Source organism: Desulfovibrio fairfieldensis, assembly GCF_001553605.1.
GTDB classification, from domain to species: domain Bacteria; phylum Desulfobacterota; class Desulfovibrionia; order Desulfovibrionales; family Desulfovibrionaceae; genus Desulfovibrio; species Desulfovibrio fairfieldensis.
Genome location: NZ_CP014229.1, coordinates 3,564,183 through 3,578,597, shown reverse-complemented (window position 1 = coordinate 3,578,597; position 14,415 = coordinate 3,564,183). Strand labels below are relative to the sequence as shown.

The window sequence follows — 14,415 nt, the reverse complement described above, 5'->3', positions numbered from 1 at the left end:
GACTGATTTTCGTGCCTTTCCACCCGGCGGCTAAGCCGCCGTTGGTGGCGCAAACCCCGCTTCGCGTGGTTTGTCATCAGTCTGAAGGCCGCCCAGTGGGCGGCCTTTTGATTCAGATGCGGCGTTTTGCGCCAGCTCAGAGTTTGAAATCCGGCTTGTCGCGCAGATAGACTTCGCCCCCACGGGCCCAGTAGCGCAGCCCGGCGTGGTCCTTGAGCTTTTCCAGGGCCTTATTTTCCGCCTCCGCGTCTTCGGACCAGAAGCGGATCTTCACCTGGCGCATGCCGTCGTCGGAAATGATCGAGAGCACTGTGGAAATGCGCACCCCGTATTCCTTGAGCAGATCCAGAATCTCGCGCAGGGTGCCGCGCTTGTTCTCCAGCTTGAAGGCCATTTCCACGCCCTCGGGCATGGCGGCTCCGCTGATGCTGACCAGGGCCTTGAAAATGTCCCATTCGGTGAGAATGCCGACCAGTTTTTCCTCGTCATTGACCACCGGCAGGCAGGCCACGCGCTTTTCAATCATACGCTGGGCGGCCTGCTCCACCGTGCCCTTGTAATTGATGGTCACCGGGTCCACGGTCATGATCTGCTTGGCCGGGGTTTCACCCAGAATGTCGAGCACTTCCAGGATTTCAAGGCCCGTGGTGCGCTGGGGCGCGAAGGCGTTGATGTCCGAGGCGGAAATCAGGCCCACCACAATCTTGTCCGCATCCACCACGGGCAGGCGGCCGATGTGGTTGTCCTTGAACAGCTTCCGGCACTGGAGCAGGGAGGCGTCCGGCGGAACCGAGATCACATTGGATTTCATCCAGTCAAGTATCAGCATGGCATGCTTCCTTTTGGCGAATTTCCGCCCGACGGTTCTGGCGTCGATGGCGGCGCAAAGCCCGCGAAGCGGGGTTTGTCATCACGCTGAAGCCGCCGCGTAACGGCGGCCGTTCCGTGGTTATGCCCGTGTGTGATCGCAACCGCAACCCTGGAGCTTTTTGCGCAGGAATTCCGGCAGAATGCCGCGCACGGATTCGGCGGACACCATGCGGCGCATGATGCCCAGCTGGTCCTGCAGGGGCAGCTGTTTGGGGCAGACGTTGTCGCAGGCCAGCAGGCCCATGCAGCCGAAAACCCCATTGTCGTCGCCGATAAGGTCGTAATAATCCGCCGGGGTGCGGTTGTCGCGCGGGTCAATATAAAAACGGGCCATACGGTTGATGGCCGTGGCCCCGATAAAGTCCTCGCGCATGCGCGCCGTGCCGCAGGCCGCCACACAGCAGCCGCACTCGATGCAGCGGTCCAGCTCGAAGATCTGAGTGGCCAGTTCGTTGTCCATGCGCTCTTCCTGAGCGTCCGGGTCAAAGGCCTTGTTTGTGTGAATCCAGGATTCGATCTTTTTGCCCACATGCCGAAACCAGGTGCCCGTATCCACCGAAAGGTCGCCCAGCAGCTTGAACACCGGCAGGGGGTGCAGGCTGATGCGGGCGGGCAGATCGCAGGTCTGGGTATGGCAGGCCAGGCCCGGGCGGCCGTTGATGACCATGCCGCAGGAACCGCAGATGCCCGCGCGGCAGCAGAAGTCGAACTGAAGGCTCGCGTCCTGGGTTTCGCGGATCATGTTCAAGGCAATGAAGAGCGTCATGCTGGGATGCTCTTCCAGGTTAAAGGTCTGCATGTGAGGCTGGGAATGGGGATCCAGCGGATTGTAGCGAAAGATCTCAAACGTCAGATTGCGTCCCATGTCGGCCTCCCTTAGACCTTTTGCGCAAAGGGCTCAATTTCGCCCTCCCCGATGTCGCCGGGGATAATCTTGCCGCCGCCGTAGCCTCTGTCGCCGGGCGGCAGGATATAGAACGGCGTGGCCTTTTCATAGTTGAGGGTGGGCAGGCTGTCGCCCTCCTTCCAGGTGGCCAGGGTGCGCACCAGCCAGTCCTTGTCGTTGCGCTCGGGGTAGTCCTCGCGGGCGTGCGCGCCCCGGCTCTCGGTGCGCTGCTGCGCTCCGTAGGCCGTGCACAGGGCCAGCTTGAGCATGCCCGGCACGCGCAGGGCCATGGAAAGCTCGCCGTGGGGGCCGGGGATGTTGCCGCCGCGCAGGCGCATGTTCTTGCTGCGCTCCAGCAGGTCCTGGAGTTTCGCCACACCGGCTTCCAGATCCTTGCCGTTGCGAAAGATGCCCACGTGCTCCATCATTATGTCCTGCATGGCGTTGCGCAGGGTGTAGCAATCGTCGCCCGTGCCCCGAAGCAGGTTTTCGATGCGCTCGCGCACCTTGGCCGTCGCGTCGCTCATGGCCGCCGTGGAGAACACGCATTCATAGCCTTGCAGGAACTCCACAAGCTTCTTGCCCACAACACGGCCCGACACGATGGTTTCGGCCAGAGAGTTGCCGCCCAGGCGGTTGAAGCCGTGCATATCCCAGCAGGCTGCCTCGCCCGCCGCGAACAGGCCTTGGAGGCCGTAGGCGTGGCCGTCCTTGTTGATGCGCACGCCGCCCATGCTGTAGTGCTGGGTGGGCCGCACCGGGATAAGCTGATGGATGGGGTTCACGCCCAGGAAGTGCGTGGAGATGTCGTAGACTTCCCGCAGATTGGTGGTGATGTGCTTTTCGCCCAGATGGCGGATGTCCAGCCAGAGATGCTCGCCGTAGGGGCTGGGCACGCCGAAGCCCTTGCGCATGTGCTCGGTCATGCGGCGGGAAACCACGTCGCGCGAGGCCAGTTCGGCCTTTTCCGGCTCGTAGTCGGGCATGAAGCGGTATTCGTTGACGTCCAGCAGGGTGCCGCCGTCGCCCCGGCAACCCTCGGTCACCAGAATGTCCGTAGGCACCGTGCCCGTGGGATGGAACTGCACGGCCTCCATATTGCCCAGCGGCACCACGCCCGTGTCCAGGGCGGTGATCTGGCCGCCGCCGTCGCAGATCACGGCGTTGGTGGTGGCCCGGTAGATGCGCCCGTAACCGCCCGTGGCGATAAGCGTGGCTTTGGCGAAATAGCCCACCAGCTCGCCGGTGCGCAGATCACGGGCCACGCAGCCCATGCAGCGCTCGCCGTCATGCACCAGGGCCTCGGCCTGCACGCGGTCGTGCACGTCCACGCCCAGTTGCAGCAGGCGGTTGTCCAGGGTGAAGAGCACGGCATGGCCCGTGCCGTCCGAAGTGTAGCAGGTGCGCCATTTGGCCGTGCCGCCGAAGGCGCGGGAATGGATCAGCCCTTCGTTCTCGGCCTTTTCCGTGGCCTGAAAGGGTTTGCCGCCCTTGTAATAGGTATGCTCGCCGGGCACCACCCGGCTCCAGGGCACGCCCATCCAGGCCATTTCGCGCATGGCGATGGGCGCGGTCTTGGCGAACAGGCGGGCCACCTCCTGGTCGCAGCCCCAGTCCGAGCCTTTGACCGTGTCGTTGAAATGGATTTCCGGGCTGTCGCCGTCGCCCATGATGGAATTGCCCAGGGCCGCCTGCATGCCGCCCATGGCCGCCGAGGAATGGGAGCGCCGGGGCGGCACCAGACTCAGACAGATGACGCTGAAGCCCGCCTGCGCGGCTTCCACGGCCACGCGCTCCCCGGCCAGACCGGCGCCCATGCAGAGAACATCACTTTGAAAAACACGCATACGCCCCCCCTATCCCAGGAACCAGACGCGGGTCAGAGCCAGCACGCCGAGCACAAGGTAACAGCCCATGACAATCCATATCCACCTGCGCCAACGGGCGCGCTCGGCCTTGGTGCACACGCCGTACTTCACGGCCAGGCGGTACACGCCGACGCCCGTGTGCAGAATGACGCAGGGCAGAAAGACCACGTAAAAGGCCAGCCAACCGTCGTGCAGGCGCTTGGCGCTGCCCGCCACGTTGATGGGCAGGTTGGTCATGACCGTGTAGACATGGAAGAACACGCCCACCAGAATGACCACGGCGGTAAAGACCTGCACCAGCCAGAGCCAGGTGTCGGCTTCGCGCAGGCTTCTGCTGTGGCGCACGAAAATGCCCAGCTCATTGGTGCGGAAGGGCATTTTACGAGCCGCGATCCAGAAGTGGAAAATCACCAGCAGCACGATGAGCGGGGCCACGATCTGGGTCAGAAAGGTGGCTTCCAGCAGCCAGGCGATGCCGTTGGTCAGCGCGGGGCTGATCACCACGCTGCCTTCCAGCAGCAGATGGATACAGACGAAAAGGGCCAGCAGCGCGCCGGACGCGGCTTGCCAGAAATCCAGGCGGGTCCGGGCGTCGGCGGGGGATCTCATTGGCGCCATAGCAACTCCTTTAGGAAAGTATTCCGTATTGCGGACACGGCGGCGCACCGGAATGGCCCGGCGCGCCAAGCCGCTACAACTGCCGATACGGGGCCTGGCCCGTTTCGTAGTAATTGTCGCCCAGGCTGTCGATGACCACGATGGCCGGGAAATCCTCCACTTCCATGGCGGCCACGGCCTCGGGGCCGAGATCCTCATAGGCCAGCACGGTGTACTTTTTGATACTGCGGGCGATGAGAGCGCCCGCGCCGCCCACGGCGGCCAAATACGGCACGCCGTGCTTTTTCATGGCTTCCACCACTTCCGGCTTGCGGTAGCCTTTGCCGATCATCCCCTTGAGGCCCTGATCCAGCAGCCGGGGCGTATAGGCGTCCATGCGGCCCGAAGTGGTGGGTCCGGCCGCGCCGATGGCCTGGCCCGGCTTGGCGGGCGAGGGGCCCACGTAATAGACGACAGCGCCGCGCAGGTCCACGGGCAGCGCTTCGCCCCGGTCCAGTGTCTCCACCAGCCGCTTGTGGGCCGCGTCGCGCGCGGCCAGAATAACGCCGGAAATCAGCACCCTGTCTCCGGCCCTCAGGGAGTGCGCCGTGGCGTCGTCAAAAGGGGCGCGGATGCGTTTGACCTGATCGTCGGACATGTCTCGCCCTCCTCTTAGAGTACGACTTCCGCATGGCGGGCCGCGTGGCAGTTGATGTTCACGGCCACGGGCAGGGAGGCGATGTGGGTGGGGGCCCACTCCACATGCACCTTGAGGGCCGTGGTCAGGCCGCCCAGGCCCTGCGGACCGATGCCGGTCTTGTTGATCATTTCCAGCAGTTCCCGTTCAAAGGCCGCGTAGCGCGGGTCCGGGTTGACGCTTTCCAGATCGCGCGCGGCGGCTTTCTTAGCGCAGATGGCCGCCACTTCCATGGTGCCGCCCAGGCCCACGCCCACCACCAGGGGCGGACAGGAATTGGGACCGGCGGCCAGCACCGCGTCCAGCACCACCCGGCGCACGCCCTCGATGCCGTCGGCGGGCACCAGCATTTTCAGCACGCTTTTGTTTTCCGAGCCCGCGCCCTTGGGCGCGAGGCGCAGGCGCAGGCTGTCGCCGGGCACAATGCGCGTATGGATAACGGCGGGGGTGTTGTCCCTGGTGTTCTTGCGCTCGAAGAGCGGTTCAGCCACGCAGGATTTGCGCAGATAGCCGTCCACATAGCCCCGGCGCACGCCTTCGTTGACGGCGTCCTCAAAGCCGCCGCCCACAATGCGCACATCCTGCCCCACCTCGGCGAAAACCACGGTCAGGCCCGTATCCTGGCAGATGGGCATGGTTTCGCGCGCCGCGATGGCCGCGTTTTCCAGGATCTGGTCCAGAATGTTCCGGCCCACCGGCGACGGCTCCAGGGCGCGGGCCGCCCGCATGGCCTCAACCATGTCCTCGGGCAGGCGGCAGCAGGCTTCCACGGCCAGACCGGCCACGGCCTCCGTAATGGTAGTAACGTGAATTTCCTTCATATTCTCTCTCCGCCGGAACGGCTTACGGATGGAAAGGCCAGATCATGGGAATGAGCAGCCAGCACATGAGCAGGGTGATCAGCTGCAACGGCCAGCCGGCCTTGACATAGTCCAGGAAGCTATACTTGCCCGGTCCCAAAACGATGGTATTGGGCGGAGTGGCGATGGGCGTCAGGAAGCAGGCCGAGGCGGACATGGCGATGCCCATGGTGATGGGCAGGGGCGAAATGCCGCTGGCCAGGGCGATGGGCAGGGCCAGCGGGGCCATGAGCGCGGCTGTGGCCGTATTGGACATGAAGTTGGTGATCAGGGCGGTGAGCGCGCAGCAGACCAGCATGAGCATCCAGGGGTCGGAAACCATGCTCACCACGGCGTTGGCCACGATGGCGGCCGCGCCGGACTTGGCCATGGCGGCTGACATGGAGAGCATGCCCGCGAAGAGGAAGATGGTGGTCCAGTCCACGCTGCGGAAGGCCTCGCGCATGGTCATGCAGCCGGAGATGACCATCAGGCAGGCGCCCAGTATGGCGGCGGTGGTCAGGGGCATGAGTTCGCTGGCCATCATGAAGACCACAAAAGCGAAAATGGCGATGGAGTACCACATCTTGTTTTCACGGCGCGTCTGGCCCTCGGTGACGATATCGTCGTCCATCTGGCGGCCTTCGGGCAGAAAGCGGTGGCCGATGAGGCCGTAATAGGCCAGACCCACCACCAGCAGGGGAATGCCGATCAGGCCGAATTCAAAGAAGCCGAAAGGCGTCTGGCCGGTCTGGGCCAGCATGGAGTTGATGATGCCGTTGGGCGGCGTGCCCACCAGGGTCACGGTGCCGCCCAGGGAGGAGGCAAAGGCCACGGGCATAAGCACCTTGCCCGGCGCCAGCTTGGCCTTGATGCACATGCCCAGAATCATGGGCACGGCCACCACTGTGGTGCCGGTGTTGGACAGCACTGTGGAGAGCAGGCCCACGGCGGCCATGGTGTAAACCAGCAGCAGCACGGTATTGCCCTTGGAGAGCCGCACGGCCAGCGCGCCGACCTTGTCCGCGAAGCCGGTAATGAACGTGGCTTCGCCCACGATGAACATGGCCATGAACAGAATGACCGTGGGATCGCCGAAATAGCTGAAGGCCACCTTGGAGGTAATGACGTGCGTCAGGGAAAGCGCCACCGGCACCAGCAGGGCGGTGATGGGCAGGGGTACGATTTCGGTGAAAAACATGACCGCCGCCGCTACCAGGATGCCCAGAGTAATATAGGCCTTGGTGGGGTCTTCAGGCAGTTTTATGCCCATGCCCGTGGCGGCGAGAGCGTCCTGCCCCGCCAGCAACACAGCCAGGATCAGCAGCATCGCTGCCGGGAAAAAGAACCGTTTCATCCGTCAACCTCCAAAGTTTCAGAGTTGAAGGCGTCCCCGCACGCATGCCGCCAACGGGGTCCACACGGCCTCCGGCGCACTGCTGGCCGGAATGACTTGAAAAAGATGGAAAAGCATTGCATACGGAAACGATACTGACAACCCCCTTTTGTTGAATGACTGCTCAACTTTTATGTTTTTTTCAAGCATACCGTGATAGATAGAGAAAAAAATTTTATAAATCCGCATGTTGCGTAAAAAATCACAATTCTTTCATGCCTGTTATACCTGTGATACCAAATTGCAATATATATGGTATCAACAGTAAAAAAGCCGTCACCCATAGCAGAGTGCACGGACTTTGTGAAAACATTCCACCAATACAGGTGCTGATTCCATTGTCCGCCGCGCCTGCCAGGGCGGACGGCGCTCGGACGCAAAAAAGCCCGGCCGAGATTTTCCCGGCCGGGCTTTTTACATGGCACTAGGGTCTGTTAACACTATAGAATTTTTGTTCGCCTGCAAGGAAGATAAACCTGCTTTGAGGGAGTGTACTCTTCTGGTACTCGACCGAAAAAGCAGGTGAAATCTGACGCGGCAGGAGGGCAAAAAGGCATAGCGTTAACAGGCCCTAGGGCAGTTCACGCATGTTATGCGTGAACTGCCCTGCAAGGATTTGTCCGCGGTCTGAAAACGGATTGCCCTCAACGCCGGCTACGGGCGTTCGCCCTTTGCCAGACGGGCGTTGATCTTGTCGATCAGGCCGGGCAGATCCGCAATGCTCGAAATCACATAGTGCGCGCCCGCCTCGCGGAAGGCGCGGCCCAACTCCTCCTCGCGGCGGCAGAGTTCGTCGGCGGGCAGGGCCGCCGCTTCCTCGGCGGTCAGGCCCAGGGCATTGCTGGTACGGGTCACGCCCACGCTCCAGTGCCCCGCGTTGATGCCCTCCTCCACGTCGGCCAGGGTGTCGCCGACCTTGACCACGGCCTCCGGCGGATGCACGCCCAAACGCATGCAATTGAGGTAGCACATCCACGGCCAGGGGCGGCCCTGGGGCGCCTCGTCGGCTGTGACCACCGCGTCGGGTTTATACCCGGCGGCCTCGGCACGCGGCATGAGGCGGACCATCATGTCCCGGCTGTAGCCGGTGCAGGAGCCGATCTTGAGGCCCTTGGCGCGCAGGGCGGCAATGGCCTCCACGCAGCCCGGCACGGGCATGGCGTAGTCCGCCAATGTTTCAGGCATCAGTTCCTGCACGGCGGCAAAAATCGTATCCGTGGCGGCATCGTCGGGCGCATTGCCGTGCCCGGCACGCCAGAGTTCGGCCAGGCGCGGCATGGCCAGCATGGCCTGCACGTGCTCGCGCTTTTCGCGGCCCATGGGAGCGCGCACTTCAGCCACCTCGGGCTTCATGCCGTGGCGCTCAAAGGCCCGAGAAAACACGGCCACCGGCCCCCGGCAACCGTGGTCCACCGCCGTACCGGCCCAATCCAGAATAACGGCCTGTATCGGCCCCATATATGCTGTGCGACGCAGAAAAGGCTTCATGAACTGTCCTCATGTGCGGATTAGAGCATTTTCACAATGAAATTACTCTGTACTGTTACAAGGCCCGCGAGATTTTCGTAAGCGGGCTTTGCCCGCCGTCAAGCGGAAATCTCAAGCGCAATATGCTCTAGAGCAAATTACCTTTGAAATTTTATAAATTTCAAAGTTGGCATTCCGGCAAAAAGCGCGGTTATCGCTGCTGTCGATCCCCGTATGGCTCCGTTGTCGCCAACGGGGACAGCCCTTCGGGCTGCCTTCGGTCGCTTTTCCGGAATCCGCGCCGCGTTGCTCTCCGGCCCTACGGGCCGCCCGGCGGGTTGATCTCCGCGGCGCGCCTCACCGTGTTCGGCGTCAGAGCATTTCAACGTTGAAAGACTCTAAAAAAAGAAAGCGCGGGGAAATTTCCCCGCGCCGCTGTCGACCAACGGCCCCGCCGGAAGATCCGGCGGGGCCGCGTTCAGTCAACAGTCACTTATTTGGGGAAGTACTTCTTGTCCAGCTTTTCGTACTTGGGCAGGAAGCGGGTGGGCAGCGCCAGAGCGTCGCGACGGAAAGGCGGCGCAAGGCGGGTGCCGTCGGTCATGATTTCGATGACGGCCGGACGACGGTTCTTGTAGGCCGTTTCCAGGGCGTTGGCCAGGTCGGCCTGGGTGTTGACGGTGTAGCCGTCGGCGCCCATGGATTCGGCGATCTTGGCGTAGGACTTGGACCAGATGTCCGCGCCCACGAAGCGGTTGTTGTAGAAGTCCACCTGGTTCTTCTTTTCCGCGCACCAGGCACCGTTGTTGTACACGGTGGCGATGACGGGCAGGTTGAACTGGCAGGCGGTGGGCACTTCAAACAGGCTCATGCCCCAGGCACCGTCGCCGGCGATGGAGACGACCGGCTTGTCCGGGCAGGCGAGCTGCGCGCCCAGAGCGGCCTGATAGGCGAAGCCGGTGTTGCCGAAGGTCAACGTGGCGATGTCGCGTTTCGGATGACGGAAACGCAGGTAGCTGTTGGCCGTGGAAGAGGTGTTGCCGATGTCGGTGGTGGCGATGGCGTCATTGTCGTAAATGAACTTGCCGACCACTTCCAAGGCCTTGCGGGGGTGCAGGCGGCCTTCGATCACGGGTTCGTTGGAGATCTCGTCGATTTCCTTGTGCCAGAGGGCCAGCTCTTCCTTGACCTTGTTGGCCACGGGCGTGATGTCCTTCTTGGGCATGGCGTCACGCAGCTGCTTGTACAGCTCTTCGGAAGCGTCCTTGGCATCGGCGCACAGCCCCACGGTGATGGGGTGGGTCTTGGCGATGTGCATGGGATTGATGTCGATCTGGACGATCTTGGCCGTCTTGGGGAAGTAGTTGATGCCGTCCTGGGGCAGGGTGCCGAAGTAGGACAGGCGGCTGCCGATGGCCAGGATCACGTCGGCCTTTTCCATCAGGCGCATGGCGGCATGGGAGCCCATGTAGCCGATGGGGCCGCACCACAGCGGATGGTCGGCCGGGAAGGCGTCGTTGTGCAGGTAGCTGCAGGCCACGGGGGCGGCGATATGCTCGGCCAGGGCTTTGACGGTGTCTACGCAGTCGGCGTCAACCACGCCGCGACCGGACACGATCACGGGATTCTTGGCGGCTTTGAGCACTTCGACGGCGTGCTTGAACATTTCCGGGTTGCCGATGCCGCCGGGGGCCACGCGGTACTGGGAGGGTTTCAGGATTTCTTCATCCAGCTCGCCGTAGAAGTAGTCGCGCGGGATGTCCACCAGCACGGGGCCGCGCATGGCGTAGGCGGCGCGGAAGGCGGTGCGCAGAATGTCAGCGGCGCGTTTGGGATGGGGCACGCGCAGGGAAGCCTTGGTGATGGGCTTGAACAGATTCCACGTGTCGCATTCCTGGAAGCCGTCCCAGCCCACGGAAGCGGAACCGGCGCTGGGCGAAAGGATGATCATGGGGCTGTGCGCCATGTTGGCGGTAGCCACGGCGGTCACGTAGTTGGTGATGCCGGGGCCGTTCTGGCCGATGACAACGCCGGCTTTGCCGGTCATGCGGCAGAAGGCGTCTTCCATGTGGCCGGCGGTCTGCTCATGACGCACGGAGATGAAGTCGATGCCCGCGGCCGGGAAGAGGTCCAACAGGTCCATGTAAGCGGAACCGAGGATACCGCTGACGTGTTTAACGCCTTCTTCCACCAGGACTTCGGCCATGGCCTCACTGGGAGTCATTTTAGGCATAATTGCTCCTTTTGCTTTCGCGCTGTTTGTGATGCTTGCGATCCGCAACCGCCCGTTCCTTGCGCCCGCATCTCCGCGGCACGTCGGAGAAAAACGGAAAAAAGGGGAAGAGCGGCCTGCAGGGCCTGAGAACACCCGAAAATTGTGACAGAAGTAGCAAATTGCGTGCCGGACGGAAGGCTTTCGTATCCGCCTCAATTTCATAGCTCTTTCCATGCAGCGGCCTTGCGGCGGCTTTTCTGGACGGCAAAACTGTCTTATAATCCGGACAGTGTCTGTCAAAAGTGTTCAATCTATCGGACAGATCGGACAGTTTGGAGCACTGTGGTTTTATTCTACATAACTCCCGTGCCGCTGTCACCGCTGCCGTGCGGACACAGCTGGGCAGACGCGTCTAAAAAGTCTTTATCCCCCGAGAGATCGGAGAACGGACAAAAAGAAGCGAAGCCACCTTTGCTCCGCCGGAGCGAAGCGCAGGCGGATGGCTGGTGCCGGGAGAAGCCTAAAAAATGCGCTGGCCGTCGCCGCGTCAGCGGCTTGCCTGAGCCGTTCACGGCGAAGCCGTGTTACGGATAAAGCTCCTGCGTCGCAACGGCTGAAGCAAGATTGTTGCGTGCCGGCAAGGAAAATGGCGCTTTTTGCGCGGAAACCGACCGAAAGGCGGCCCAAAGGGCCGTGCCCGTTGGCGAGCCGGGCAAGCCTTACGGGCATCGAGAGCAGAGCGTACTCAAGTACATGAGCGGCAAAAAGCGCCAAGTGACGCAGCCGGCACACAACAGGCTGGTTTTGACGGATCATCACGGCAGATAAGGGGCCTGCAAGGGCTGGAATTAGATGCGTCCGCCCTGGCGGACAGAGGCCGCCGGGGCCGGTGCGGGGCCGGACGCGCGCGCCATGCCCGAAGACGCGCAAGCCCGGGTGCAAAAAAGCGGAACGCGCCGCCGGAGTCGCAACGGCAGCGCGTTCCCTCTGGCCGGGACCTCACGGTCCGGACCAAATCCCTTTTTCCATTTGGCGCTACCGGCTCCCCGCCGCTCCTTCAGCCCGCGCCGAAGCCGGACGCTGCGTCAGGGCGGCGGCAAAAGCCGCCGGGCGTGCGGAATGGGGCATAAACGCCGCTGGATTCGCGGCGCGCTGCCGCGCCCCGCCCCGCTCTTCCTGCAAATGCCGCAGGCATTGCCCGGCTGTGGCGAAATTCCGGCGTGCGGCGCGGTAATCCGGCACCTGCCGGGCCTGCCCGTGGTCATAGAGGATCAGGCCACCGGCAAAGGCATCCACATCGTCGGGATCATGGGTGATGATCACGGCCGGGATGGTCAGATCAGCCAGCAGTTCCAGCAGTTCCTCGCGCAGGCGCTCGCGCAGCAGCGGGTCCAGGGCGGAAAAGGGCTCGTCCAGCAAGAGCAGTTGCGGGTCGGCGTTGAGGGCGCGGGCCAGGGCCGCGCGCTGGCGCTGCCCGCCCGAAAGCTGGACCGGCAGATGCCTCGCCAGATGCCCGATGCCGAAGCGCTCCAGCATGGCCTGGGCCTTGCTCCGCTCCGTCGCGCAGATCCGCCAGGGCCAGCAGCCGGTACGGGCGTAAGCCACATTCTGGAGCACGCTCAGATGCGGAAACAGCGCGTAATCCTGAAACATATAGCCGATGCGGCGGCGGCGGGCCGGTACGCAGACCTTGGCCGCGCCGTCATAGAGCACGCGCTCGCCCAGGCGGATGTGCCCGGCATCCGGGCGGGTAAGCCCGACCAGGCATTGCAGGGTCAGGCTTTTGCCCGAGCCCGAAGGGCCGAACAGAACCACATGCTTCTGGCTGTCGCCGATCTCGTAGGCCACATCCAGGCTGAAGGGCGTGTCCGCATTCCGGAACGTTTTGCGCAGATGCAGCGAGATCATCGGGACCGCCTTTTCCATTTCAGTTTCAGCAACAGTTCCGCCGCCATCAGCAGGCTGACGCAGACAGCGGAGGTAATGATCACCAACCAGACGGCCTGGACGTCGTTGCCGGCCTGAAAAGCGTCATAAATGGCCAGGGCCAGGGTCTGGGTCTTGCCGGGGATATTGCCCGCGATCATCAGCGTGGCCCCGAATTCGCCCATGCCGCGCGCGAAGGCCAGCATCAGCCCGGCGAAAATGCCCCTCCAGGCCAGGGGCAGGGAGACGCTCACAAAAACCCGCCACTCCGAGGAACCCAGGGTGCGGGCCGCGTTTTCCAGGTGGGGGTCCACCTGCTCCAGAGCCGCCCGCGCGGATTTGTAGATCAGGGGAAAAACCACCACCGTGGCCGCCACCACGGCTCCCTGCCAGGAAAAGATCAGATTGATGCCCATGTCGGCCAGCCAGTGACCGAATACCCCGCGCCGCCCCACCAGCAGAATCAGATAATAGCCCAGCACCGTGGGCGGCAACACCAGCGGCAGGGTGCAGAGGGCGTCCAGAAGGGCGGGCAGGGGCCCTCTTTTTCTTGCCAGCAGCCAGGCCATGAGCGTGGCCGCCACAAAGGAGAACAGGGTCGCCAGACTCGCTACCCGGAGGGAAAGCTCCAGCGGGCTCAGAATGGATATCTGATCAAAATCCATAAGATCGGGTCACCCTGTCCGCTGCAAAGAAAAATAATCTGATGACACGCCTGGATATTCCACGGCATTTGAGGATTTTTGACCGCCGACAAGGCACATATATTTTTTGCGCGGGGAGTGGGCTCTTCTCGCCCATGACCCAAGCAAAAAACGTGTGTAACGCCGTCGGCGGTCAAAAGGACCAAATGCCGTTAAGGCTTGGAGAAGCCGTACTTGGCCAGCACCGCCTGCCCTTCCGGCGAGAGCACGAAGTCCAGGAAGGCCTGTCCCATCTTGGGATTCTTGCCCGTAGTGGCCACGGCGATGGGATAAAGCACAGGCTTGTGGCCCGGCACCACCAGGACCACGTCCACCTTGCCGGCCTGCTGTTTGGCATCCGTGCCGTAAACAAAGCCCGCGTCCACTTCGCCGCGCGCCACATAGTCCAGCACCTGGCGCACGCTCGCCCCTTGGATCACCTGGGGTTGAAGAACGTCCCAGAGTTTGGCGTTGGTCAGGGCCTCGCGGGTGTAGCGCCCGGCGGGCACGGAATCGGGATTGCCCACGGCGATGCGCTTGAAGTTCTTGAGGTCGGCCAGATCAGCGGGCTTCTTGCTCCCGGCGGGCACGATGAGCACCAGGTCGTTGAGCGCGAAATCCTTGCGCGTGGCCGGGTCCACCACCTTGGAGGCCACGGCCTTGTCCATGGTGGCCTGGTCGGCGGAGGCGAAAACGTCCACGGGCGCGCCTTCCTGAATCTGCTTCAGCAGCGGATTGGAGGCGGCGAAGTTGACGTGCGCGGTGAGGCCGGGGTGTTTTTTCTCAAACATGCCCTTGAGCTCGGTAAAGGCGTTGGTCAGGCTGGCCGCCCCGGAAATGGTCATTTCCGCGGCCTTGGCGGGCAGGGCCAACAGGCCGACACAGGCCAGGGCCAGAAGAATGCGGGAAAGGAAGGGCGTCTTCATGTGTTTTGTCTCCTCCATGAGTAGTACTGACGAGAAAGAAGGCCG

General features: G+C 62.8%; 12 protein-coding genes. All 12 read right to left on the bottom strand.

The features are described 5' to 3' along the window. Positions 1–136: 136 nt before the first annotated feature. Complete coding sequence (locus tag AXF13_RS15150; RefSeq protein ID WP_062254481.1) at positions 137–829, bottom strand: CBS and ACT domain-containing protein; 693 nt, start codon at positions 827–829, stop codon at positions 137–139. Positions 830–949: 120 nt separating this feature from the next. Then, complete coding sequence (locus tag AXF13_RS15145; protein WP_008682413.1) at positions 950–1,735, bottom strand: fumarate reductase iron-sulfur subunit; 786 nt, start codon at positions 1,733–1,735, stop codon at positions 950–952. A gap of 11 nt (positions 1,736–1,746) precedes the next feature. Next, positions 1,747–3,603, bottom strand: coding sequence for a fumarate reductase flavoprotein subunit (locus tag AXF13_RS15140; RefSeq protein ID WP_008682415.1), 1,857 nt, complete (start codon positions 3,601–3,603; stop codon positions 1,747–1,749). 9 nt (positions 3,604–3,612) lie between these two features. Beyond that, positions 3,613–4,242: a succinate dehydrogenase/fumarate reductase transmembrane subunit gene (locus AXF13_RS15135; protein ID WP_062254479.1), complete on the bottom strand. Its 630-nt coding sequence runs from the start codon at positions 4,240–4,242 to the stop codon at positions 3,613–3,615. Between the two features lie 73 nt (positions 4,243–4,315). Beyond that, the gene (locus AXF13_RS15130) at positions 4,316–4,879 is read right to left on the bottom strand and encodes a Fe-S-containing hydro-lyase (RefSeq protein WP_062254477.1); all 564 of its coding nucleotides are present in this window, start codon (positions 4,877–4,879) and stop codon (positions 4,316–4,318) included. Between the two features lie 14 nt (positions 4,880–4,893). Continuing rightward, the gene (locus AXF13_RS15125) at positions 4,894–5,739 is read right to left on the bottom strand and encodes a fumarate hydratase (protein ID WP_062254475.1); all 846 of its coding nucleotides are present in this window, start codon (positions 5,737–5,739) and stop codon (positions 4,894–4,896) included. 22 nt (positions 5,740–5,761) lie between these two features. Next, entirely contained in the window at positions 5,762–7,114 is a 1,353-nt protein-coding gene (locus AXF13_RS15120) for an SLC13 family permease (RefSeq protein WP_062254470.1), read from the bottom strand. Between the two features lie 693 nt (positions 7,115–7,807). Then, entirely contained in the window at positions 7,808–8,641 is an 834-nt protein-coding gene (gene phnX, locus AXF13_RS15115; RefSeq protein ID WP_009303100.1) for a phosphonoacetaldehyde hydrolase, read from the bottom strand. A gap of 472 nt (positions 8,642–9,113) precedes the next feature. Then, a complete protein-coding gene (gene xsc / locus AXF13_RS15110) occupies positions 9,114–10,853 on the bottom strand; it encodes a sulfoacetaldehyde acetyltransferase (RefSeq protein WP_008682430.1) in 1,740 nt (579 codons plus the stop codon). 1,017 nt (positions 10,854–11,870) lie between these two features. After that, positions 11,871–12,743 (bottom strand): ATP-binding cassette domain-containing protein, encoded by an 873-nt coding sequence (locus AXF13_RS15100; protein ID WP_062254466.1) that lies wholly within the window; start codon positions 12,741–12,743, stop codon positions 11,871–11,873. Next, on the bottom strand, positions 12,740–13,426 hold the full coding sequence (modB, locus tag AXF13_RS15095) for a molybdate ABC transporter permease subunit (protein WP_008682433.1): 687 nt from the start codon (positions 13,424–13,426) through the stop codon (positions 12,740–12,742). Before modB ends, AXF13_RS15100 begins: the two co-directional genes overlap by 4 nt. A gap of 191 nt (positions 13,427–13,617) precedes the next feature. Then, on the bottom strand, positions 13,618–14,370 hold the full coding sequence (gene modA / locus AXF13_RS15090) for a molybdate ABC transporter substrate-binding protein (protein ID WP_008682435.1): 753 nt from the start codon (positions 14,368–14,370) through the stop codon (positions 13,618–13,620). Positions 14,371–14,415 lie beyond the last annotated feature (45 nt).

Bases quoted from the DNA above. Each gene is read 5' to 3' on its own strand.
- AXF13_RS15150 (WP_062254481.1), bottom strand. From the start codon at position 829: ATGCTGATACTTGACTGGATGAAATCCAATGTGATCTCGGTTCCGCCG.
- AXF13_RS15145 (WP_008682413.1), bottom strand. From the start codon at position 1,735: ATGGGACGCAATCTGACGTTTGAGATCTTTCGCTACAATCCGCTGGAT.
- AXF13_RS15140 (WP_008682415.1), bottom strand. From the start codon at position 3,603: ATGCGTGTTTTTCAAAGTGATGTTCTCTGCATGGGCGCCGGTCTGGCC.
- AXF13_RS15135 (WP_062254479.1), bottom strand. From the start codon at position 4,242: ATGGCGCCAATGAGATCCCCCGCCGACGCCCGGACCCGCCTGGATTTC.
- AXF13_RS15130 (WP_062254477.1), bottom strand. From the start codon at position 4,879: ATGTCCGACGATCAGGTCAAACGCATCCGCGCCCCTTTTGACGACGCC.
- AXF13_RS15125 (WP_062254475.1), bottom strand. From the start codon at position 5,739: ATGAAGGAAATTCACGTTACTACCATTACGGAGGCCGTGGCCGGTCTG.
- AXF13_RS15120 (WP_062254470.1), bottom strand. From the start codon at position 7,114: ATGAAACGGTTCTTTTTCCCGGCAGCGATGCTGCTGATCCTGGCTGTG.
- phnX (WP_009303100.1), bottom strand. From the start codon at position 8,641: ATGAAGCCTTTTCTGCGTCGCACAGCATATATGGGGCCGATACAGGCC.
- xsc (WP_008682430.1), bottom strand. From the start codon at position 10,853: ATGCCTAAAATGACTCCCAGTGAGGCCATGGCCGAAGTCCTGGTGGAA.
- AXF13_RS15100 (WP_062254466.1), bottom strand. From the start codon at position 12,743: ATGATCTCGCTGCATCTGCGCAAAACGTTCCGGAATGCGGACACGCCC.
- modB (WP_008682433.1), bottom strand. From the start codon at position 13,426: ATGGATTTTGATCAGATATCCATTCTGAGCCCGCTGGAGCTTTCCCTC.
- modA (WP_008682435.1), bottom strand. From the start codon at position 14,370: ATGAAGACGCCCTTCCTTTCCCGCATTCTTCTGGCCCTGGCCTGTGTC.